The organism is Rahnella sp. ATs2 (assembly GCF_051851855.1).
GTDB classification, from domain to species: Bacteria; Pseudomonadota; Gammaproteobacteria; order Enterobacterales; family Enterobacteriaceae; genus Rahnella; species Rahnella variigena.
In genome coordinates this window covers 1-21,694 of the sequence record NZ_JBLYPL010000001.1, presented here as the reverse complement: position 1 = coordinate 21,694, position 21,694 = coordinate 1, and the positions used below count along the sequence as shown (strand labels likewise).

Sequence of the window (21,694 nt, the reverse complement as noted above, 5' to 3'; positions counted from 1 at the left end):
CCCTGACACGAGGTTTTACATGAATTACGCAGCAACCCGCAACGCCAACCCGCAGCCTCTGGGCAACGTTATCGTCGCCAAATTCGGCGGTACCAGCGTAGCGGATTTCGACGCCATGAATCGCAGTGCAGATATCGTTCTGTCGCGCCCTGAAGTGCGTCTGGTTGTTCTCTCCGCCTCTGCGGGCGTCACCAATTTATTAGTCGAGCTGGCCGAAGGCAAAGAAGCCGAACGCCGGGCGTTCCTGCTTGATGAAATTCGCCGTATCCAGAATGCCATTATTGACCGTCTGGACAATCCGACGGTGATCCGTGAAGAGCTGACCCGCATGCTGGAAAACATCGCCATGTTGTCCGAAGCTGCCAGCCTCGCGACATCAACGGCACTGACTGACGAACTGGTCAGCCACGGCGAGCTGATGTCCACGCTGTTATTTGTAGAAATCATCCGCCAGCGCAACGTGCCGGTGGAGTGGTTCGACGTGCGTAAAATCATGCGCACCAGCGATCGTTTCGGTCGTGCTGAACCGGACACGCAGGTACTGAGCGAGCTGACCGTTCAGCAACTGCAACCGCGACTGCAGGACGCGCTGGTTATCACACAAGGCTTTATCGGTTCTGAAGGCAAAGGCCGCACCACGACACTTGGCCGTGGCGGCAGTGACTACACCGCTGCATTGCTGGGCGAAGCGCTGAGCGCCGTCCGTGTCGATATCTGGACGGACGTACCGGGGATTTACACCACCGATCCACGTCTGGTGCCCGCGGCAAAACGCATTGATCATATCGCCTTTGAAGAAGCCGCTGAAATGGCGACATTTGGCGCGAAAGTTCTGCATCCTGCCACATTACTGCCGGCAGTACGTCGCGGGATCCCGGTGTTTGTCGGTTCGAGCAAAGATCCGTCGGGCGGTGGCACGTTAGTGTGTGATACCACTGACAACCCGCCGCTATTCCGCGCGATTGCCCTGCGTCGCAGACAAACGCTGGTCACGCTGCACAGCCTGAGCATGTTGCATTCACGCGGTTTCCTCGCCGAAGTGTTTGGCATTCTGGCTCGTCACAGCATTTCCGTGGATCTCATCACCACATCCGAAGTCAGCGTAGCGCTGACGCTGGATACCACCGGTTCGACCTCTTCTGATGCCAGCCTGCTGACCACCTCGCTGCTGACAGAATTATCCTCACTGTGCCGCGTGGAAGTGGAAGAAAATCTGGCGCTGGTCGCCATCATCGGCAACAAACTGTCACAGGCCTGCGGCGTCGGCAAAGAAGTGTTCGGCGTGCTGGATCCGTTCAATATCCGCATGATTTGCTACGGCGCAAGCAGCTACAACCTGTGCTTCCTGGTGCCGGGCAATGATGCGGATCAGGTCGTTAAAACTCTACACCGCAACCTGTTCGAATAATTACGGGCGCGGTATATGAGAAGACCGGGCCATGTGCCCGGTCTTTTTTTGTCTGTACTTTTGCAAAACAACAAAGACAAGGATCATCCTCAATGTTAGCTAAAATAACCCGCCTGTTCCCGCTGTGGGCCGTGCTGTTATCCGTCGCGGCCTATTATTCGCCCGGCACATTCACCCCAATCGGCCCGCACGTTTCCACACTGCTGATGCTGATTATGTTCGCGATGGGCGTTACCCTCGAATTCGGTGATTTCAAACGCGTTCTTTCACGTCCCGGCCCGGTCGCTGCGGCGACATTCCTGCATTATCTGGTGATGCCGCTGGCGGCCTGGGTACTGGCGAAGTTGTTCCATATGCCTGCAGATTTATCGGCGGGCATGATCCTGGTCGGCAGCGTGGCCAGCGGAACGGCTTCTAACGTGATGATTTACCTTGCCAAAGGTGACGTTGCGCTTTCCGTGACCATTTCGGCTGTCTCCACGCTGGTGGGCGTTTTCGCAACCCCGCTGCTGACACGTTTGTATGTCGATACACACATCAAGGTGGATGTGGAAGGCATGCTGCTGAGCATTTTGCAGATCGTGGTGATCCCGATTTTAGCCGGTCTGATTATTCATCATCTGTTCACGAAAACCGTGAAACGCATCGAACCGCTGTTGCCACTTTTCTCCATGATTTGCATCGTGGCAATTATCAGCGCCGTGGTCGCGGGCAGTCAGGGTTTTATTGGCTCCGTCGGCCTTATCGTGATTGTGGCGGTGATCCTGCACAACGGCATCGGCCTGCTGAGCGGCTACTGGGGCGGGAAACTGTTTGGCTTTGACGAAACCACCTGCCGCACGCTGGCGATGGAAGTCGGGATGCAGAACTCAGGTTTAGCGGCGACGCTGGGGAAAATCTACTTCACCCCGCTGGCCGCGCTGCCAGGTGCGCTGTTCTCGGTCTGGCACAATCTGTCGGGTTCTTTGCTTGCCGGTTACTGGTCCGGTAAACCGGTTAAAAAAGACTAACTCTCCTCTTATAAAACAACGGGCGCTTTTTACAGCGCCCGTTGTTTTCTTAACGAACCATTTGTTTTCTTAACGACCGATGATGTTAAACCCGTTTCATATCGTCATTCGGTTCGCGCTGTTCATCTTCCTGCTCGTCCTGATCCAGCACGTTATACGCCACCGCACAGAACAGCGAATTCAGACGTTTCATATCACCCAGCAACCCGAGGTGCAGCGAACTGGTTTCGATGCTTTGCACGTTATGCTGATGCAAACGGTCAACATGAGCGTGCGCATAACGCCGGTCAAGAATACGGAAACGATGTTTAGAACGGCGCAGACGGCGCGCACTGGTCAGGTCGTTCGACAGGAAAACACCCAGACTCAGACGCAGGTTATCCTGCAATTTTTCATGTAGAGCATCCAGCTCCACCAGCCCTTCCGGCGAAAATGCCCGGCGCGTGGCGTGAGATTTGGCCGTGATATCGCCGGTCATGCGCTCGATAATGTCACCGGCCTGTTCGAGGTTCAGCGCCATTTCAATGATTTCAGCCCAGCGGCGTGAATCATCTTCGCCCAGACCTTCTTTATTGATTTGAGCCAGATACAGCTTGATGGCGGTGTAGAGCACATCCACATCATCGTCGAGACGGCGTACTTCGCGATCCTGCGCCAGTTTGCCGTGCATCACTTCGCGGTTGAGGATCAGCATATGTTCGACCACGTCGCCCATACGCAACGTTTCACGTGCGGCATTAGCCAGCGCCAGCGTCGGGGTATCGATCGCACTGACGTCCAGATGGCGCGGACGCAAACGCGGGTCATCTTCCGGCACATCGGCAATCATCAGCTGGCAAATCTTCGCCATCGGCGCGGTCAGAGGCACCATCGCCAGACAGCGGATCAGGTTGTAGAACATGTGAAAATAGATCACCAGCTCTTCGTCCGGAATGCCCAGTCGCGCCAGCTGCGTCGAAAGCGGCCCGACAAACGGCAGCACAATCACCAAACCAATCAGTTTAAACAGCGTACTGCCCAGTGCGACACGTCGGCCTGCGGCGTTCATTTTGCTGGCATTGATCATCGCCAGCAGCCCGCTGCCGAGGTTGGCACCAATCACCAGACACAACGACACTTTCAGTGAGATAACGCCGGTTGCGGCGAGCGTTGCCGTCAGCAGAACTGCGGCCAGACTGGAATAACTGATGATGGCAAAGACTGCGCCGGTCAGGGCATCGAGCAGCACATCACCGGTCAGGGAAGAGAACAACACTTTTACGCCGGACGCCTGCATGATCGGCGTTGCCGCACCCACAATCAGTTCCAGCGCCAGTAAAATCAGACCCAGCCCGATACAGACACGTCCCATTTGTCCGGCGCGGGTTTGCTTGCGGCTGAGGAAGAAAGCGACACCGACGAAAATCAGCAGCGGGGAAAGCCAGGACAGATCGAACGTCAGGATACGCGCCATCACGGCGGTCCCGACATCTGCGCCGAGAATAATCACCAGCGCCGGTGTCAGCGCAACCAGCCCCTGCGAAACAAAGGACGTCACCAGCAGCGCCGTCGCATTACTGCTTTGTACCAGTGCGGTCACGCCAATACCGGCGACAAACGCCAGCGGTTTTTTCTCGACACTGTTACTCAGAACACGGCGCAGATTGGCGCCAAAGACACGCATGATGCCGGTACGCACGATGTGCGTACCCCATACGAGTAAAGAAATAGCAGACAACAGATGCAAAAGGGTTAACACGAAAGAACAGCTCCATTAACGCCAGGCATAGACCGGCCATCCTGCCTGCCGGGCGTGCTGGAGCAGGATGGCGTCCGGATTCACAGCCACCGGCTGACCCACACGGGTCAGTAAGGGCAGATCATTATGGGAATCCGAATAGAAACTGGCTTGTTGCAGCAGGGAATCGTCCTGATTGATGAGTTCAAGCAAACGCGACACTTTACCTTCGCGATAGGTCATCATCCCCTGCGTGGCGCCGGTAAAGCGCCCGTCTTTTATTTCAACACCAATCGCCAGCGTTTCCTCAATACCGAGGTAACGGGCAATCGGACGCACCAGATGCTCTCCGGACGCGGAAATAATCACCGTCCGATCGCCCTGTGCGCGGTGAGCGGCCAGACACTCACGCGCCTGCGCATAAATGCGCGGTGCAATCACAGCCTGAATATAACCCGCGACCATTGCCGCGACGTCACTTTCGCTGCGTCCGGCAAGTGGCACCAAAGTACAGCGCATGTACTCCTGCATGTCCATCTTACCCACGGCATATTGTTGCATCAGCGCGGCATCCTGTTGCAGGAAAGCCTGCTCATCTGCCACCCAGCCATTCTCCACCATGTAGGCAGACCAGAGGCTGGAACAGTCGCCGCTAATCAGGGTTTCATCGAGATCAAACAGCGCCAGTTTCATGCAACTTCCCGTAACGTAACAAGATCTAACTGTAGACCAATATCGCTGCCATCGGCGCGAAGTGAGGCCACAGAACGGTTTAACACATCCACAGAAAGCTCGACTCCGTGCGCTATAACACGATAACGCACCACATTACCAAGCAGGCTGTGGCTGAGAACTTTAGCCGGAATACCTTCAATCAGCTCGCATATCGTCACCGACTCCGGACGAATGGCAACGCGGCCCGTGTAAGTAATACCGGTCAGCGCCATCGCCTGTTCAGGGCTCAGCAGGTTGTAGCTGCCGATAAAGCCCGCGGCAAACGCATCGACAGGCTCAGTATACAGGGTTTCGGCATCGGCATTTTGGACGATTTGTCCTTTGTTCATCAGCACAATCCGGTCTGACATGGTCAGTGCTTCTTCCTGATCGTGAGTAACGAAAATCGCCGTCAGGTTCATTTCGCGCTGAATGCGGCGGATTTGCTCACGCAGATGCTTACGGATACGGGCATCGAGCGCGGAAAGGGGTTCGTCGAGCAGAAGCAGACGCGGCTGAGTCACCAGCGAGCGCGCCAGCGCCACACGCTGACACTGACCGCCGGAAAGCTGGTGCGGATAACGTTTGGCGTAATCGTTCATTTCCACCAGTTCCAGCACTTCTCCCACGCGGCGATGCAGTTCGGAAGCCGGTATCTTCTGCATCTTCAGACCAAACGCGACGTTGGCTTCCACCGTCATATTTGGGAAAAGCGCGTAGCTCTGGAAGACCATCCCGATCCCGCGCTGTTGTGGCGGCAACGGCACGATATCCTGCCCCTGGATTAGAATCTTTCCGCTGTCGACCGAAGTCAGCCCGGCCAGACAGCGCAGCAGCGTGGATTTCCCGCAGCCGCTCGGCCCCAGCAGCGTGACGAATTCGCCCTCTTCTGCCGAGAAATCAACGTTGTTGAAAATCTGTGTCGGGCCGTAAGACTTGTTGAGTTGAGTGACCTGCAAATACGACATAATCAGCTCTTTCCTTTGTTCAGCATGTTCGCCACCCAGGTGAAAATCAGGACGACCATGAAATAGGAGATAACCAATGCGCTGGTGAAATGGCCACTGCCATTGCGCATGTTATAGAGATAAACCTGCACCGTTTCATAACGGCTGCCCGCCAGCAGGTTGGCGAATACGAATTCCCCGATCAGGAACGAGAACGACAGCAGCACGGCAATCATTCCGCCCTTGCGTAAGTTCGGTAAAACCACCAGCAGCGCGGCTTTCCAGGTGCTGGCACCGAGCAGGTGCGCCGCATCCATCAGGTCACGAAGATTGATGGCCTGCATGTTGTTTGAGATGGCGCGATAGATAAACGGCAAGGCGATGGTGAAGTAACAGCCAATCAGGATCCACGGCGTACCGGTCAGCGCCAGTGGCTCAGCGGAATAAAGCTGCATCAGCCCCACTGAAGACACCACCGGCGGCACGGCAAACGGCAGCAGGATCAGGATATTCATCAGCGCGTCGAGCTTCGGGAAGTAGTAAGCAATCACAAACATCAGTGGCAGGATCAGCACCAGCGACAGGAAAAGCGTGCCGAAACACACCAGCAGTGAGTGCCAGAGTGCGATCAGGAATCGCGGATCGCTCCACAGTTCCACCAGCCATTTGAGCGTAAAGCCGCTAGGCAAAATGGTGGCGCCCCATTCCAGTACCAGCGCATACACCAGCGTCGCCAGCAACGGCAACATCAGGACAATCAGTAAAACCCAGATCACCACACGGTGGTAAATCGCTTCAGAGCGCGACATCTTACGTTCCTTTTTCAGGCAATCAGCTGCGCTGACTGAGATAGCTTTTACGCAATAACCACTGATGGATCAGGGTGATAAACGCCATCAGCACCACCAGTAACATCGCCAGCGCACTGCCCATATTGGGATCGAGCGAAATATCTCCCGACACCAGCGCCGCAATACGCACAGGCACCACGTTAAAGTTGCCAGTGGTCAGCGCGTAGACCGTGGCATACGCGCCCAGTGCATTGGCGAGCAAAATCACAAAGGTCCCCAGAAGCGCCGGGAACAGCACCGGAATGCCGATATACCGCCAGTAACTCCAGCGCCCCGCACCCAGCAACGCTGCAGATTCGCGCCAGTCTTCGCGCAGGGCATCGAATGCCGGATACATCAGCAAAACACCAAGCGGGATCTGGAAATAGGTGTAGAGAACAATCAGCCCGTCTTTCGAATACAGGTCGAAGTGTTCCATCAGGCCATATTTTCTCAGCAGCAGCGTCAGGCAGCCGTTCAGTCCGAGCAAAATCACAAAGGCGAACGCCAGCGGTACACCCGCGAAGTTGCTGGTCATATTGGTAAATGACATCACGAAGTCGTGAAGTTTTGTCGGACCCAACTGGCGAAGTGAATAACTGCCCACTAACGCGATAAGTAAGCCGTACAAACTCGACCAGATGGAAATATCCAGCGAGAAGCGCATCGCCTGCAGATAAAACGGTGACGTCAGAATGTCGCTGTAATTGCCCAGCCCCCAGGCTTCATAGGTTTCGCTGTAAAAACTGCTCACCGCAATCCAGGCCAGCGGCGCCAGCTGAAAAGCGATGAAAAACACCAGAAATGGCAACATAAACAGCGCCGCAATCCACTTAGCTTTCATCGGTTATCCTCTAAAAGTGACAGGATTCAGGCCAGTAATGCCGCGCAATGTGGCTTGTCGTGGGCAATATTCAGGATCTGGCAAATTGTTCCGCACAGCTCGGTTTGCAACGGCGCGGCGTCTTTCAAGCTGAACGCACTGCCGAACACGAACAGCGGCACCTGTCGCTCTTCTGGCAAAATACCACCGTGGCTGCGGTCATCGTTCATGCCGTGATCGGCGGTCACCATCACCTGATAACCGGCATCCAGCCAGTCGCCCAGATAGCGCGAAAGTATGCCGTCCGCCGTCCGTGCCTTGTTGCGGTATTGCGGCGTCGACAGGCCAAATTTATGGCCAGCATCATCAATATTCATCGGGTGGATGAGCATAAAATCGGGGTCATGCCGACGGCGCAGGCTTTCTGCATCGTCGAACAAATGCGAATCGGGGTAACCGTCATCGTAATAAAAATGACCATGCTGAATTGTCAGCGACTCATCGCTGGTATGGCGGTCACGCGGCGGGTCAAACGGCGTGCGGTTATACAATTCGCTGACCCAATGATAAGCCGCAGCCGCCGTGGTCAGACCGGCGTCGCGGGCATAATGGAAAATACTGCGTTGCGTGGATAACCGGTCAACGTGGTTATGCACAATCCCACTCACCACCGGCGTAATGCCGGTGAGGATGCATTCATAAAGCGGCCGGGACAGCGATGGCAGTTCGCATTCCAGTTGATACAAGCGGCCGCGTCCTGCGGCACACTGAGCCTGTAAATAACCCATTGCGTCTTTGCCGACCTGATAATTCAGGCCGTCGAGTACTACCAGAATGCTCTTCATTACACTTATGCCTTTCGTTTCAAACAGGTGTTGTCATTGAACCAATGCTTTCGCTGTCCGGTTTTTCTTATTTTTGCTTAATGGATTACTGCTGCATGTTGATCATGACGTTTTCCTGCCACAGACGAGGCAAGGTTTTGGCACTCTTATCCCAGGCAGCCGGATCGGCAATCGGGTGAGCATTTTTGTATTCGCTTGAAGGAAGCAGTTTGGCTTTGGCATCGTCGGGCAGCGTGATGTGATCAGCACGGATTGGACGGGCATAACCCTGCGCTAAGTTGATCTGACCTGCATCAGAGAAGATGTATTCACGCGCCAGTTTGGCGGCATTCGGGTGCCTGGCGAATTTGTTGATAATGGTGGTATAGCCGGAAGTGATGCTGCCATCAGAGGGGATCACCACGTCGAAGCGGGTTTTGTCAATTTTGTCGCGATAGCTCAGCCCATTGAAATCCCAGACCACGCCGACCTGCACTTCACCTTTTTCCAGAGAAGCAATGACCGGGTTAGTCAGGCTAAGACGCCCTGCTTTCGCCAGTTTGCCGAAATATTCCAGACCTGGTTTCAGATCCTTTTCATTGCCGCCCATCGCGTACGTTGCCGCCAGCACGCCGTTCGCGGCCTGCGCTGCCGTGCTCACATCACCGATGGTCACTTTGTATTTGCTGTTCAGCAGATCAGCCCAGCTGTGAGGCTCATCTTTGACCTGAGATTTATCAATGATAAAAGCAATGGTGCCGGTGTAAGCAAGTGCCCACATACCGTCTTTATCTTTCGCCCAGTCTGGCACCTGATCCCAGGTGGTAGGTTTATAAGGTTGAGTCACACCTTTTGAAACAGCAACCGGACCAAAGGCCGCCCCCACATCACCGATATCAGCGCTGGCATTGTCTTTTTCCGCCAGGAATTTCGCAATTTCCTGCGCGGAGCTCATGTCGGTATCGCTGTGTTTCAGGCCATATTTGGTATTCAGATCACTCCAGGTGGCTTTCCAGTTCGCCCAGTCATCAGGCATACCGACGCTGTTTACGGTTCCTTCGGCTTGCGCCGCTTTCAGGAGTTCAGCAGGAGGCTCAGCGGCAAATACCGATGAGGAGGAGAGGACAAGCGCGCTGGTTAACACAGATGCGAACAACTGTTTCATAACGGATGCTCCGGATGGTAGTGTGTGAAGTGCTGGTCTAGTCCAGCAAGAACCAAGCCAATCTAACGCTCAATTGTGATAATTATATGTCAGCGTGAAAAAGCAGCAGTTTTAAGCTTATCGCTGTTAACACGCGCACATTATTTACGCGATAAAGAGTCGGATTGGTGCAAAAACGCACTGAAATGAGGCTTGCTGACCGATGAGTGAATCGCAGACCACCCTTACTGTTATCTGCAAGGCATTGAGCGAAAGTATTGCGGCCGGGGCATTTTCTGCCGAGGGAAGGCTGCCTTCTGAGCGGGCGTTAAGTGAACAATTTTCCACAACCCGTATCACAATACGGGAAGCATTAAGCCAGCTTGAGGCACAGGGGCTGATCTACCGGGAAGTGCGCCGTGGCTGGTTTGTGTCACCGCCCCGCATTGTTTACAACCCGTTGCAAAGAAGTCACTTTCACGCGATGGCGAAAGACCAGGGACGTAGCGCGCAGACCGAAGTGATCGATGCGAAGCACTGCGTTGCCAGTGAGACTGTCTGCCAGAAGTTACTGTTACCGTCTGAGAGTGAGGTGATATGTATCCGCCGGCTGCGTTATATCGATAAACGTCCGGTTTTGTACGTCGAGCACTATCTTAATCCTCTGTATTTTCAGGGCATTCTTGACGCGGATCTCACGACATCGCTGACTGATTTGTACGCATCCCGCTATGACATCCACTATGGACGCGTGCGTTTCGACATGGTGCCGACATTGCTGCCTGAACAAGCGTCACATGCGCTGAAAGTTGCTTCCGGCAGTCCGGCGTTGTTTATTACGCGTATCAACCGTGACCAGCATGACCGGGTTATCGACTGCGATCTGGAATACTGGCGCTATGACGCATTGCACATTGATGTGGAAGTCAACTGATTTAAAGAAGCAGAGAAATGGCAGGTGGAACCGGACGAGGGCTGAAGATGAATGTCAGGATCAGTGAAAACAGGCAGATCGTAAAGACGCCGTAAAATCATCCCTGATGGCTCAAACCGCGCCATCCATGGCGCGGACGCTTTACTCTTCTGCCTGTTTTCACCTCCAGAGAGCGGGAGTATTCAGGATCAGTCGGCGTCGTAACCTAAGTTCGGCGCCAGCCAGCGTTCGACTTCGGCGACAGGCATATTTTTACGCGCCGCATAATCTTCCACCTGATCACGCTGAATCTGCGCCACGGCGAAATATTTGCTGTCCGGGTGACTGAAATACCAGCCCGATACCGCCGCCCCCGGCCACATGGCGAAGGATTCGGTCAGTTGCATACCGGTGTTGGCTTCGACATCAAGCAGTTTCCAGATTTGACCTTTTTCAGTGTGTTCAGGACAGGCCGGATAACCAGGAGCCGGACGGATGCCCTGATAATTCTCGCGGATCAGTTCTTCATTGCTCAGATTTTCTGTCGGCGCAAAGCCCCAGTAAACCTTACGCACTTTTTCATGCAGGTATTCTGCGAACGCTTCTGCCAGACGGTCTGACAGCGCTTTAATCATGATTTTATTATAATCATCATGTTGCTTGTCATACGCCTCAGCCAGCGCGTCTTCTTCCAGCCCGCCGGTGACAGCAAACGCGCCCATGTAATCTTTCTTGCCGCTGGATTTCGGCGCAACAAAGTCCGCCAGACAGTAGTTGGCGAAGTCGGTTTTTTCGGTTTGCTGACGTAAATGATGGCTGACGACCAGCACGTCTTCACGACGTTCATCGCTATAGATTTCAATGTCATCACCCTTGCGGTTTGCAGGGAACAAGCCGACGACACCACGCGGATTAAGCAATTTCTCTGTGGAGAGTTTATCCAGCAGGTCATTGGCATCTTTGAACAGGCGCTTCGCTTCCTCGCCGACCACTTCATCTTCAAGAATGCGCGGGTATTTACCGGCCAGCGACCAGGTCATGAAGAACGGCGTCCAGTCGATGTAATTACGCAGCGTTTCAATGCTGGCTTCCACTTTCTGAATGCCCAGCCGGTGAGCGACAGGTGGCGTGTAGTTGTCCCAGTCGATGGTCGTGGCGTTATCGCGGGCGACCTCAAGGCTGACCGGCGGTGTGCGGGGTTTTTTACGTGCATGCTGGATACGCACGGTGTCGTACTCTTTGCGCGTACGTTCGATAAACGCGTCACGCTGATCTTTTGACAGCAAGGCCGAGACCACGCCGACAGAACGCGAGGCATTTTGCACATAACAGGTCGCGCCACTGTAGTTTTGTTCGATTTTAACCGCGGTGTGCGCTTTTGAGGTGGTCGCGCCGCCAATCAGCAACGGCATGGTGAAACCTCGACGTTCCATCTCTTTCGCCACGTTAACCATTTCATCCAGTGACGGCGTAATCAGCCCTGAAAGCCCAATGATATCGACATTTTCTTCAATTGCCGTTTTCAGGATTTTGTCGGTCGGCACCATCACACCGAGATCAATAATCTCGTAGTTATTGCATTGCAGTACCACGCCAACGATGTTTTTGCCGATGTCATGTACGTCGCCTTTGACTGTTGCAAGCAGGATTTTTCCGTTGGTCTGGCCCTTCTCCTTACTCGCTTCGATGTACGGCTCCAGATAGGCCACGGCCTGCTTCATTACGCGTGCAGACTTCACCACCTGCGGCAGGAACATTTTACCGGCACCAAACAGGTCACCGACAACGTTCATGCCGTCCATCAGCGGACCTTCGATCACTTCAATCGGCCGCGCAGCGAGCTGGCGACACTCTTCGGTATCCAGTTCGATAAATTCGGTAATGCCTTTCACCAGCGAGTATTCAAGGCGTTTTTTGACTTCCCAGCTGCGCCATTCCGCCTGCTGTTTGTTGGCTTCGCCATCGTCCTTGCTGCCACGGTATTTTTCGGCAAGTTCAAGCAGACGCTCAGTACCATCGTCGCGGCGGTTGAGGATCACGTCTTCAACGGCGTCGCGCAGTTCAGCAGGTAAATCATCATAAATCGCCAGCTGCCCGGCGTTGACGATGCCCATATCCATACCGTTGCGGATAGCGTGATACAGGAAAACGGCGTGAATAGCTTCGCGCACCGGTTCATTACCCCGGAACGAGAAGGAAACGTTGGAAACACCGCCGGAAATCAGTGCGTGCGGCAATTGTGTTTTGATATCGGCGCAGGCTTCGATGAAATCGACAGCGTAGTTGTTGTGCTCTTCAATGCCGGTGGCGACCGCGAAAATATTCGGGTCAAAAATGATGTCTTCCGGCGGGAAACCGACTTTTTCAGTCAGTAATTTGTAAGCACGGCGGCATATTTCAATTTTGCGGGCGCGGGTATCCGCCTGTCCGGTTTCATCGAATGCCATGACCACTACGGCCGCACCATAGCGGCGCACCATGCGGGCGTGATGCAGGAAGGCTTCTTCGCCCTCTTTCATGGAAATGGAGTTAACAATCCCTTTGCCCTGAATGCATTTCAGGCCTTTTTCAATGACGTCCCATTTGGACGAGTCGATCATGATCGGCACGCGTGCAATATCCGGTTCACCGGCAATCAGATTGAGGAAACGCACCATCGCCGCTTCGGCGTCGAGCATCCCTTCATCCATGTTGATGTCGATAATTTGGGCGCCACTTTCCACCTGCTGACGGGCCACGGCCAGCGCTTCCGAATACTTTTCTTCTTTAATCAGCCGTTTAAATCTGGCGGAACCGGTGACGTTGGTGCGTTCACCGACGTTCACAAACAGCGTCTGCGGATCAATAGTCAGTGGTTCCAGCCCTGCAAGACGGCAGGCAACCGGGATAACCGGCAACGCACGTGGCGGTACGCCCTCGACAGCTTTCACCATCGCCGCAATATGTGCAGGCGTGGTACCACAGCAGCCACCGACGATGTTCAGGAAGCCCGAGCGCGCCCATTCGGCAATGTGCTCCGCCATCTCTTTGGCTTCCAGATCGTACTCACCAAAGGCGTTGGGTAAACCGGCGTTGGGGTGAGCTGTCACATAACATTCTGCAATGCGGGATAGCTCAGCAACATACTGACGTAACTCATCAGGACCCAGAGCGCAGTTCAGACCGAAAGTGAGCGGTTTAACGTGACGCAGTGAGTTATAAAAAGCTTCTGTCGTCTGGCCTGATAGCGTACGGCCGGAAGCGTCAGTGATAGTGCCGGAAACCATCACAGGCAATACAATGCCCATCGCTTCAAACTCGCTTTCAACCGCGAATGTGGCGGCTTTGGCGTTGAGCGTGTCAAAAATGGTTTCGATCATGATCAAATCTGCGCCGCCTTCAATCAGCGCACGGGTCGATTCGCGATAGGCCTGGACCAGTTGATCGAAAGACACATTACGGAAAGCGGGATCGTTGACGTCTGGGGAAATCGACGCCGTACGGTTGGTCGGGCCTAACACACCGGCGACGTAACGTGGTTTATCCGGTGTGCGGGCGGTCCACTCATCGGCGCACTGACGCGCCAGCCGGGCTGCTTCATAGTTAATTTCAGCCGACAGCGATTCCATATGGTAGTCAGCCATCGCAATCGTGGTGGAGTTAAAAGTGTTGGTTTCGAGAATATCGGCGCCAGCAGCCAGATAACCGTTATGGATCTCGACGATCACTTCAGGTTTAGACAAGACCAGAAGATCGTTATTGCCTTTAAGATCGCTTTCCCAGTCAGCAAAACGTTCGCCACGGTAATCTTCTTCTTCCAGACGGTAGCTTTGGATCATGGTGCCCATGCCGCCGTCCAGAACCAAAATGCGCTGTGCCAGTTGCTTATGTAGCGCCTCAACTCGATTAGTCACTTTCACCTCATCACCCGTCACTCACACCCGGCAAATTGTGCATTCATGCGCCGGAAATTATGGTCAACATCCTAGCATACCTTCCCCAACCAAAAGCCCGCGCCGACGTGAGACTTTTTCAATTCAGGAAGGCATCCCGCAAATGCAGTGCAACACATCGGATGAGCGCAAAGGCTGGTTGCGATCCATACTGTAAAAACGAAAACCAATTCCAAAAATGATTTTTCTTCGCCAGCATTTGGCGCATCTTACAAGGAACAGGCTCATGGCAACGTCCGTATCGACTCCGGCCAAACGTGCTAAGAAAACCAAAGCCGCGACTGCAACAAGCAGCGCCGCGACCGGGCAGGTTCAGTCTCTGACACGTGGCCTTAAGTTGCTGGAATATATCGCTGAAGCGCAAGGCAGCGTAGCGCTGACAGATCTTGCTCAGCAGGCAGGATTGCCGAATTCCACCACCCATCGCCTGCTGACCACGATGCAGCAACAAGGTTTTGTCCGTCAGGTCGGCGATCTGGGTTTGTGGACCATAGGCTCGCACGCTTTTGTTGTGGGAAGCAGTTTCCTGCAAAGCCGGAATTTACTGGCGATGGTCCACCCGATGTTGCGTCGCCTGATGGAGGAATCCGGCGAAACGGTGAATCTGGCGGTACTGGATCACAGTGATTATCAGGCGATCATTATCGATCAGGTGCAATGCAATGCGCTGATGCGAATGTCCGCGCCGATTGGCGGCAAATTACCGATGCATGCGTCAGGTGCCGGTAAAGCCTTTCTTTCGACATTACCGGAAGAACGCCTGGCAAAACTGCTGCATAAGATTGGCCTGCACAGCTATACGCCGCTGACAAAAACCTCTCCGGCGAACCTGAAGCAGGAGCTGGCGGACACACGTAAACGCGGCTATGCCTTTGATGATGAAGAACATGCACTTGGCCTGCGCTGTGTGGCGACCTGCATTTACGACGAGCATAATGATGCGTACGCGGCGATCTCCATCTCTGGCCCGATTTCGCGCATCACTGATGACCGGGTGACGGAGCTGGGTGCTCTGGTGATCCATGCGGCGAAAGAAATTACGCAGGCGTACGGCGGCGGGAAACACTGACAGGGCAATGAAATCCCGCCGAAATATGGCGGGACGATTACGCGCTTTAGCGGCGGCTAAAGCGCTGAGAACGGCGATAAGCAAACACATCTTCCACATGCCCTTCGCTGATACGCTGCTGTAAACCGCGCCAGTAACCGGCGCTAAACAGGTCGTCGTGCAGCGACTCAAAAATCTGGCCAAGACGCTTGTCACTGCACAGGAAATGCCGGAATTCTTCCGGGAAAACATCACCGGGCGCAATGCTGTACCAGGGTTCGCTGGCCAGTTCATCTTCAGGATAACGTGCTGCTGGAATGTCGCGGAAATTCACTTCGGTCATGTAGCAGATTTCGTCGTAGTCATAAAACACCACACGACCATGACGGGTCACGCCAAAATTCTTAAACAACATATCACCGGGAAAGATATTCGCCGCGGCCAGCTGCTTGATTGCATTGCCATATTCCTCTATCACATCATGAAGCTGCGCATCACTGGCCTGCTCCAGATATAAATTCAGCGGCGTCATACGCCGTTCTATATACAGATGACGAAGCGCAATGCTGTCATCTAGATCTTCAATTTTAGCCGGCACTTCTCGCTGTAATTCAGTCATCAGCTCAGGACTAATATTTTTCTTCGGCAGAACAAAATGCTCGAACTCCTGCGTATCGGCCATCCGCCCTACGCGGTCATGCTCTTTCACTAACTGATAGCAGGCCATGACCTGTGCTTCGGTCACTTCTTTTTGCGGCGCAAAATTGTCTTTGATGACTTTGAACACCCGGTCACTGCCGGGCAAAGTAAAGACCAGCATAACCATGCCTTTGACACCCGGCGCAATAATAAAAGCCTCGTCGGTCTGCGCCATAAAGCGTAAGTGCTCGCGGTAACACTCAGTTTTTGCATGCTTCTGGCAGCCGATGGCGCTGTAAAGTTCAGCAGTGGTTTTCGCCGGTAATATCTCACGCAACCATTCAACCAGCGCGCCGGGTTGTGGGGCGTACACCATGAAATAAGAGCGCGCAAACCCGAAAACGATGCTGGCATCATTACCTTCAGTAAGACAGGTATCCACAAACAACTGATTCTGATGACTGAGATGTACCGGCAACAGCAGCGGGAATATCTGCGACCCTGCCCTGATTTTCCCGATAATCCACGCGGCCTTATTGCGATAAAAAAGCTCTGTGGCGATCTCAATATCAGCATCCGCCAGCCACTCAGCGGAAAAGCGTTGCTGCAATGCCGTAGCAATATAATCAACATCGCGGTTCGCCTCTTCCCACGGTAAACGTACCGGCAGGTCATCAAGCACCTTTGATAATGCGGCTATCAGATTGCCCTGCACCGGATACTCACGTGACAAGGGACGTGAACAATTTTGTGGTTTTCTGACAGGCTGCTCGCTGAAAATAAAAAGCTTATCTGCCGTCAGATCACGATGTTTGAAGATCCGGCAATAGACTGAATTAAAAAAGCTTTCGGCGATTTCAGCCCGGGGATAATCAGGCAGTAATTCGGAGTAACATTCCTTTATGCGGATCAGGAATGCGGCATCATAAAAGTGCTGACCGGTGATGCATTTAAGCTGGGCAACCACCAGTCCGACATGGTGATCATACAAATGAATACGCTGCTTCATCGCCGCCTGTACCGCTGGCCAGTTGGCATTTTCAAAACGTTGCTGCGCCCCCGATGTCACCTCCAGAAAGCGGCCGTACTGTGCGTCGAATCCCTGCAAAATAGTCTGTGCAATCAACAGTTCTATACGCATAGTGGCAGCTCCAAAAGAGAAAAAGGCCCGGATTTCGCCGGGCCAGGAAGAGAGTCAGTGCGATGTGGATGAGAATTGCTGTTCTTCGGTAGAACCGGTCAGCGCGGTCACCGAGGAGCGCCCGCCCTGAATGATGGTGGTGACCTTGTCGAAATAGCCCGTTCCGACTTCCTGCTGATGGGAAGCGAAAGTGTAGCCACGGCTGATGGCAGCGAATTCAGGTTCCTGCACTTTGTCGACATAGTGCTTCATCCCTTCGCCCTGTGCGTATGCATGAGCCAGATCGAACATGTTGAACCACATGCTGTGAATGCCCGCCAGCGTGATGAACTGGTACTGATAGCCCATCGCGGCCAGCTGATCCTGGAAACTGGCGATGGTTTTATCGTCGAGATTCTTCTTCCAGTTAAACGATGGCGAACAGTTGTAGGCCAGCAGTTTGCCCGGGAATTTGGCATGAATGGCCTCGGCAAAACACTGAGCCAGTTTCAAATCTGGCGTAGATGTTTCACACCACACCACGTCAGCGTATGGCGCATAAGCCAGCCCCCGGCTGATAGCCTGTTCAATACCCGCATGCGTTCTGTAGAAACCTTCATGCGTTCTTTCGCCGGTAATAAACTGGCTGTCATACGGGTCACAATCGGATGTCAGTAAATCTGCGGCATCTGCATCGGTGCGCGCCACCAGCAACGTCGGCACCCCGAGAACATCGGCGGCAAGACGCGCGGAAACCAGTTTCTGTACCGCTTCCTGTGTTGGCACCAGAACTTTTCCGCCCATATGCCCGCACTTTTTAACAGCAGCGAGCTGATCTTCAAAATGAACGGCTGCAGCACCGGCTTCAACCATGGATTTCATCAGTTCAAACGCATTGAGTACGCCACCAAAACCGGCTTCAGCATCGGCCACAATCGGCAGAAAATAGTCGGTATAACCGGGCTGACCGGGTTCAATGTTATTCGCCCACTGGATCTGATCCGCACGGCGGAAAGTATTGTTAATCCGCGCCACCACTTCAGGCACCGAATTCACCGGATACAACGACTGATCCGGATACATACTGGAAGCCGTATTAGCATCGGCAGCCACCTGCCACCCGGACAGATAAATGGCTTCAATCCCCGCTTTCGCCTGCTGTAATGCCTGCCCGCCGGTCAGAGCACCGAGGCAATTCACATAACCTTTACGCGAAGCGCCATGCAGTAAATTCCACAGACGTGCCGCACCGTGCTGAGCCAATGTACATTCAGGGTTTACTGAGCCACGCAGGCTGATCACCTCTGCCGCCGTGTAAGGTCGCGTGATATTTTTCCAGCGCGGCTGGTTCCAGGTTTCTTCAAGCTGCTGAATTTGCTGAGTACGGGTCGTTTTCATGGCAAATGCTCCGGTCTTTTTTATGTAGGGTAAGAAGAGTCAGGCCAGCAGCTGATAGCCCGGCAGGGTCAGGAAGTCGATTAATTCATCCTGTGTGGTGATTTTTTCCATCAGTGCCGCGGCTTGTGTGAAGCGACCTGCGCTGAAACGCTGTTCGCCCAACTCCTGCTGAATGACCAGCATTTCCTCATTGAGCATGCGGCGGAACAGCGGTTTCGTGACCGGCTGGCCGTCATTTAACGACTTGCCATGGTGGATCCACTGCCAGATAGATGTCCGGGAGATTTCAGCGGTGGCGGCATCTTCCATCAACCCGTAAATCGGCACGCAGCCATTACCGGAAATCCAGGCCTCAATGTATTGCACTGCGACGCGGATATTGGCGCGCATACCTTCTTCGGTGCGTTCGCCGGAACAAGGTTCGAGCAATTGTCCGGCGGTAATTTGATCATCTTCTTCCCGCAAGACATCCAGCTGGTTTGAACGGTTGCCCAGCGCTTTGTCAAACACTTCAAGCACGGTGTCAGCCAGCCCGGGGTGTGCGATCCAGGTACCATCATGTCCGTTATTCGCTTCCAGCTCTTTATCTGTCCGGACTTTGTTCAGCACCCATTCATTGCGCTTAACGTCTTTGCTGGGAATAAAGGCCGCCATGCCACCCATCGCAAATGCGCCACGGCGGTGACAAGTTTTAATCAGCAGGCGCGAGTACGCACTGAGGAAAGGTTGAGTCATGGTCACGGACTGACGATCGGGTAATACGCGGTCAGCATGATTCTTCAGTGTTTTGATATAGCTGAAGATGTAATCCCAGCGACCACAATTCAGGCCGACAATATGATCCCGCAGGTGATAAAGGATTTCATCCATCTGGAAAACAGCAGGCAGGGTTTCAATCAGTACCGTCGCTTTAATCGTACCGCGAGATAATCCGGCATAGTCTTCGGCAAAACTGAAGACCTGGTTCCACCAGTCAGCTTCATGATAAGACTGCATTTTTGGCAGGTAGAAATAAGGGCCACTGCCTTTTTCCAGCAAAGCGCGGTAGTTGTGGAAGAAATACAAAGCAAAATCGAACAGCGAGCCGGGAATAGCTTCGCCCTGCCAGGTCACATGCTTTTCGGGTAAATGCAGCCCACGGACACGGCAAATCAGGATGGCCGGATCGGGCTTGAGCTGATAAATTTTCCCGGATTCATTGGTGTAGCTGATCGTCCCGTTCACCGCGTCGCGTAAGTTGATTTGCCCTTCGATGACTTTCTGCCAGTCCGGAGCCAGAGAATCCTCAAAATCCGCCATAAAAACTTTCACATTGGCATTGAGCGCATTGATTACCATCTTGCGTTCAACAGGACCGGTGATCTCTACGCGGCGGTCCAGCAAATCAGCAGGGATCCCGAGTATTTTCCAGTCTGAATTTTTAATGGAAGTAGTTTCCGAAATAAAATCAGGCAATGCCCCCTGATCTATGTTCTGCTGCACGGCAATACGGTCAGCCAGTAAGCGGTTACGCTGCGGTGTAAAATGCACGACCAGCTCGGACAAAAACTCCACGGCCTCTTCGGTCAGAATTTGCGCTTCGTTCTCGCCAAAACGACGCGTAAAGCCAAGCTGACTGCGTGTAATTTGCTCTGACATCGCTTTTCTCCTGAATTATCTGCTTAATCTGCCAGACCGCTTCACTGAACAGACACTTTTACGGTTGGAAATACACCGGAGATGCACTCATATTTCTGAGGCAATTTTCCTCTGGTCATTTATTGCCCGATAGATTTAAGCGTAATCAGGAATTCAATAAAATCAAAAACGATTTCCATTTTATTTTTAAATATAAAAAGACTTATTTTTAATCAATGAGATATGCGTAAATTATTTTTTCATAAAATGGTAATGAATTTCGATCGAAGGAAGAGTACGAAGAACAGGAAGGGACCAGAGAAAAGGATCGCAGGGATAAAAAGAGGATGAACAGACGACCGGCAAGATCGTCTGCTGAAAACGTGAACAAGGGATTACTCGAGGGTTGGATTCATCTGACGCAGGTCAAACGGCGTGATCTGATAAACGTAATAATTCAACCAGTTAGTGAACAACAGGTGACCGTGACTCCGCCAGGTCGCCTTCGGTGAAAGTTCGGCGTTATCCTGCGGGAAGTAGTTGTAAGGCATTTCCGGAGATAAGCCCGCTGAGACGTCGCGCAGATACTCTCCGGCCAGCGTTCCTGCATCATATTCAGGATGTCCCGTCACGAAGGCCATACGCTTATCTTTCGTCGCAAAGAGATACGCCCCCGCCTCTTCAGATTCCGCGAATATATCCAGATCCGTATGCTGACGAAGCACATCAGCGGGGAAATCTGCATAACGAGAATGCGGAGCGAGGAAGCTTTCATCAAAACCGCGGGTCAGTAACGCCAGAGGTTGCAGCGTCTGATGCGGGTACACCCCTGAGAGCTTGGCTTCACGCGTCATTTTAGGCAGACCGTAAAGTACATTCAGTGCAGCCTGAACCGCCCAGCAGACAAATAGCGTCGATGTTACATGCTCTTTCGCCCAGTGAATGACACGCTCAATTTCCGGCCAGTAGGCCACATCGCAAAAGTCGACCAATCCCAGAGGCGCACCGGTGACGATCAGACCGTCATAGTTGTCATGTTGAATGTCTTCAAAGTCGCAATAGAAGTTGTTCAGATGCTCTGCGGGGGTGTTTTTAGACTCACGGCTATCGATGCGCAGCAGCTGTACATCAATCTGAAGAGGCGAGTTTGAAAGCAGCCGTAAAAACTGATTTTCGGTCTCAATTTTCTTCGGCATCAGGTTGAGAACCAGCACCTTAAGAGGACGGATCTCCTGGGTTTTCGCACGTGATGACGTCATGACAAAGACGTTCTCATTGCGCAGGAAATTCACGGCTGGTAGTTCATCTGGAACCCGGATCGGCATAACAACTTCCTCACTGCATCCATTTATACGTTTAGACTTCTAGATAGCCGAAGATAACGGGTTTTGTTTAAGATGTCGAGCTTGCAAGTGGTAAGTGAAAATGTTTCAGCTTCAGTTATTAATTTAGAGGGTCTGGTTATAAAGAACGGGAAATGAAGGGAAAGATGCGATAAGAAACAGGCGTCAAACGAGTAAACACTTACGATTTTCGAACAAATATTGAACAATAAAATCCAAATTCCCCATAGCAAAAAGCCCTGTACGTCAGTACAGGGCTTTCCACCT

The 21,694-nt window shown here is 53.1% G+C and carries 16 protein-coding genes; 4 read left to right on the top strand and 12 right to left on the bottom strand.

What is annotated here, in order from left to right; translation table 11 throughout:
- Positions 1-19: 19 nt before the first annotated feature.
- Both lysC and panS read left to right on the top strand, forming a co-directional pair.
- Positions 20-1,408 (top strand): lysine-sensitive aspartokinase 3, encoded by a 1,389-nt coding sequence (gene lysC / locus ACJY2G_RS00080; protein WP_430319844.1) that lies wholly within the window; start codon positions 20-22, stop codon positions 1,406-1,408.
- A gap of 92 nt (positions 1,409-1,500) precedes the next feature.
- Complete coding sequence (gene panS, locus ACJY2G_RS00075; RefSeq protein WP_112287084.1) at positions 1,501-2,418, top strand: ketopantoate/pantoate/pantothenate transporter PanS; 918 nt, start codon at positions 1,501-1,503, stop codon at positions 2,416-2,418.
- An 85-nt stretch (positions 2,419-2,503) separates the two neighbouring features.
- Here the strand turns inward: panS and ACJY2G_RS00070 are convergent, their stop codons facing one another.
- The 7 genes from ACJY2G_RS00070 to ACJY2G_RS00040 form a co-directional block, all read right to left on the bottom strand.
- Positions 2,504-4,156 (bottom strand): Na/Pi cotransporter family protein, encoded by a 1,653-nt coding sequence (locus ACJY2G_RS00070; protein ID WP_439291008.1) that lies wholly within the window; start codon positions 4,154-4,156, stop codon positions 2,504-2,506.
- A gap of 15 nt (positions 4,157-4,171) precedes the next feature.
- Positions 4,172-4,828, bottom strand: coding sequence for an HAD family hydrolase (locus ACJY2G_RS00065; protein ID WP_430319843.1), 657 nt, complete (start codon positions 4,826-4,828; stop codon positions 4,172-4,174).
- Complete coding sequence (locus ACJY2G_RS00060; protein ID WP_430319842.1) at positions 4,825-5,817, bottom strand: ABC transporter ATP-binding protein; 993 nt, start codon at positions 5,815-5,817, stop codon at positions 4,825-4,827. Before ACJY2G_RS00060 ends, ACJY2G_RS00065 begins: the two co-directional genes overlap by 4 nt.
- A gap of 2 nt (positions 5,818-5,819) precedes the next feature.
- Positions 5,820-6,605, bottom strand: a complete 786-nt coding sequence (locus tag ACJY2G_RS00055; RefSeq protein WP_113876665.1) for an ABC transporter permease — start codon at positions 6,603-6,605, stop codon at positions 5,820-5,822.
- 22 nt (positions 6,606-6,627) lie between these two features.
- Complete coding sequence (locus ACJY2G_RS00050; RefSeq protein WP_112287089.1) at positions 6,628-7,470, bottom strand: ABC transporter permease; 843 nt, start codon at positions 7,468-7,470, stop codon at positions 6,628-6,630.
- Between the two features lie 26 nt (positions 7,471-7,496).
- Entirely contained in the window at positions 7,497-8,294 is a 798-nt protein-coding gene (locus tag ACJY2G_RS00045) for an alkaline phosphatase family protein (protein WP_430319841.1), read from the bottom strand.
- Positions 8,295-8,379: 85 nt separating this feature from the next.
- A complete protein-coding gene (locus tag ACJY2G_RS00040; protein ID WP_112287091.1) occupies positions 8,380-9,438 on the bottom strand; it encodes an ABC transporter substrate-binding protein in 1,059 nt (352 codons plus the stop codon).
- Positions 9,439-9,640: 202 nt separating this feature from the next.
- Between ACJY2G_RS00040 and ACJY2G_RS00035 the strand changes: the two genes are divergently transcribed.
- Positions 9,641-10,351: a UTRA domain-containing protein gene (locus ACJY2G_RS00035; RefSeq protein WP_430319840.1), complete on the top strand. Its 711-nt coding sequence runs from the start codon at positions 9,641-9,643 to the stop codon at positions 10,349-10,351.
- Positions 10,352-10,539: 188 nt separating this feature from the next.
- On the opposite strand, the gene metH is transcribed toward ACJY2G_RS00035, so the two are convergent.
- The gene (gene metH / locus ACJY2G_RS00030; RefSeq protein ID WP_430319839.1) at positions 10,540-14,223 is read right to left on the bottom strand and encodes a methionine synthase; all 3,684 of its coding nucleotides are present in this window, start codon (positions 14,221-14,223) and stop codon (positions 10,540-10,542) included.
- 265 nt (positions 14,224-14,488) lie between these two features.
- Between metH and iclR the strand changes: the two genes are divergently transcribed.
- Positions 14,489-15,331 (top strand): glyoxylate bypass operon transcriptional repressor IclR, encoded by an 843-nt coding sequence (gene iclR, locus ACJY2G_RS00025; RefSeq protein ID WP_430319838.1) that lies wholly within the window; start codon positions 14,489-14,491, stop codon positions 15,329-15,331.
- A gap of 46 nt (positions 15,332-15,377) precedes the next feature.
- Here iclR and aceK read toward each other — a convergent pair whose 3' ends face one another.
- From aceK to metA, 4 genes are all read right to left on the bottom strand, one after another.
- A complete protein-coding gene (aceK, locus tag ACJY2G_RS00020) occupies positions 15,378-17,090 on the bottom strand; it encodes a bifunctional isocitrate dehydrogenase kinase/phosphatase (protein ID WP_430319837.1) in 1,713 nt (570 codons plus the stop codon).
- 54 nt (positions 17,091-17,144) lie between these two features.
- Positions 17,145-18,467, bottom strand: coding sequence for an isocitrate lyase (aceA, locus tag ACJY2G_RS00015; protein ID WP_430319836.1), 1,323 nt, complete (start codon positions 18,465-18,467; stop codon positions 17,145-17,147).
- A gap of 39 nt (positions 18,468-18,506) precedes the next feature.
- Positions 18,507-20,105, bottom strand: coding sequence for a malate synthase A (gene aceB, locus ACJY2G_RS00010; protein WP_430319835.1), 1,599 nt, complete (start codon positions 20,103-20,105; stop codon positions 18,507-18,509).
- 374 nt (positions 20,106-20,479) lie between these two features.
- Positions 20,480-21,409: a homoserine O-acetyltransferase MetA gene (gene metA, locus ACJY2G_RS00005; protein ID WP_113876657.1), complete on the bottom strand. Its 930-nt coding sequence runs from the start codon at positions 21,407-21,409 to the stop codon at positions 20,480-20,482.
- Positions 21,410-21,694: the final 285 nt, after the last annotated feature.

Bases quoted from the DNA above. Each gene is read 5' to 3' on its own strand.
- ACJY2G_RS00050 (WP_112287089.1), bottom strand. From the start codon at position 7,470: ATGAAAGCTAAGTGGATTGCGGCGCTGTTTATGTTGCCATTTCTGGTG.
- ACJY2G_RS00065 (WP_430319843.1), bottom strand. From the start codon at position 4,828: ATGAAACTGGCGCTGTTTGATCTCGATGAAACCCTGATTAGCGGCGAC.
- panS (WP_112287084.1), top strand. From the start codon at position 1,501: ATGTTAGCTAAAATAACCCGCCTGTTCCCGCTGTGGGCCGTGCTGTTA.
- ACJY2G_RS00045 (WP_430319841.1), bottom strand. From the start codon at position 8,294: ATGAAGAGCATTCTGGTAGTACTCGACGGCCTGAATTATCAGGTCGGC.
- lysC (WP_430319844.1), top strand. From the start codon at position 20: ATGAATTACGCAGCAACCCGCAACGCCAACCCGCAGCCTCTGGGCAAC.
- iclR (WP_430319838.1), top strand. From the start codon at position 14,489: ATGGCAACGTCCGTATCGACTCCGGCCAAACGTGCTAAGAAAACCAAA.
- aceB (WP_430319835.1), bottom strand. From the start codon at position 20,105: ATGTCAGAGCAAATTACACGCAGTCAGCTTGGCTTTACGCGTCGTTTT.
- aceK (WP_430319837.1), bottom strand. From the start codon at position 17,090: ATGCGTATAGAACTGTTGATTGCACAGACTATTTTGCAGGGATTCGAC.
- ACJY2G_RS00055 (WP_113876665.1), bottom strand. From the start codon at position 6,605: ATGTCGCGCTCTGAAGCGATTTACCACCGTGTGGTGATCTGGGTTTTA.
- ACJY2G_RS00060 (WP_430319842.1), bottom strand. From the start codon at position 5,817: ATGTCGTATTTGCAGGTCACTCAACTCAACAAGTCTTACGGCCCGACA.
- ACJY2G_RS00035 (WP_430319840.1), top strand. From the start codon at position 9,641: ATGAGTGAATCGCAGACCACCCTTACTGTTATCTGCAAGGCATTGAGC.
- metA (WP_113876657.1), bottom strand. From the start codon at position 21,409: ATGCCGATCCGGGTTCCAGATGAACTACCAGCCGTGAATTTCCTGCGC.
- aceA (WP_430319836.1), bottom strand. From the start codon at position 18,467: ATGAAAACGACCCGTACTCAGCAAATTCAGCAGCTTGAAGAAACCTGG.
- ACJY2G_RS00040 (WP_112287091.1), bottom strand. From the start codon at position 9,438: ATGAAACAGTTGTTCGCATCTGTGTTAACCAGCGCGCTTGTCCTCTCC.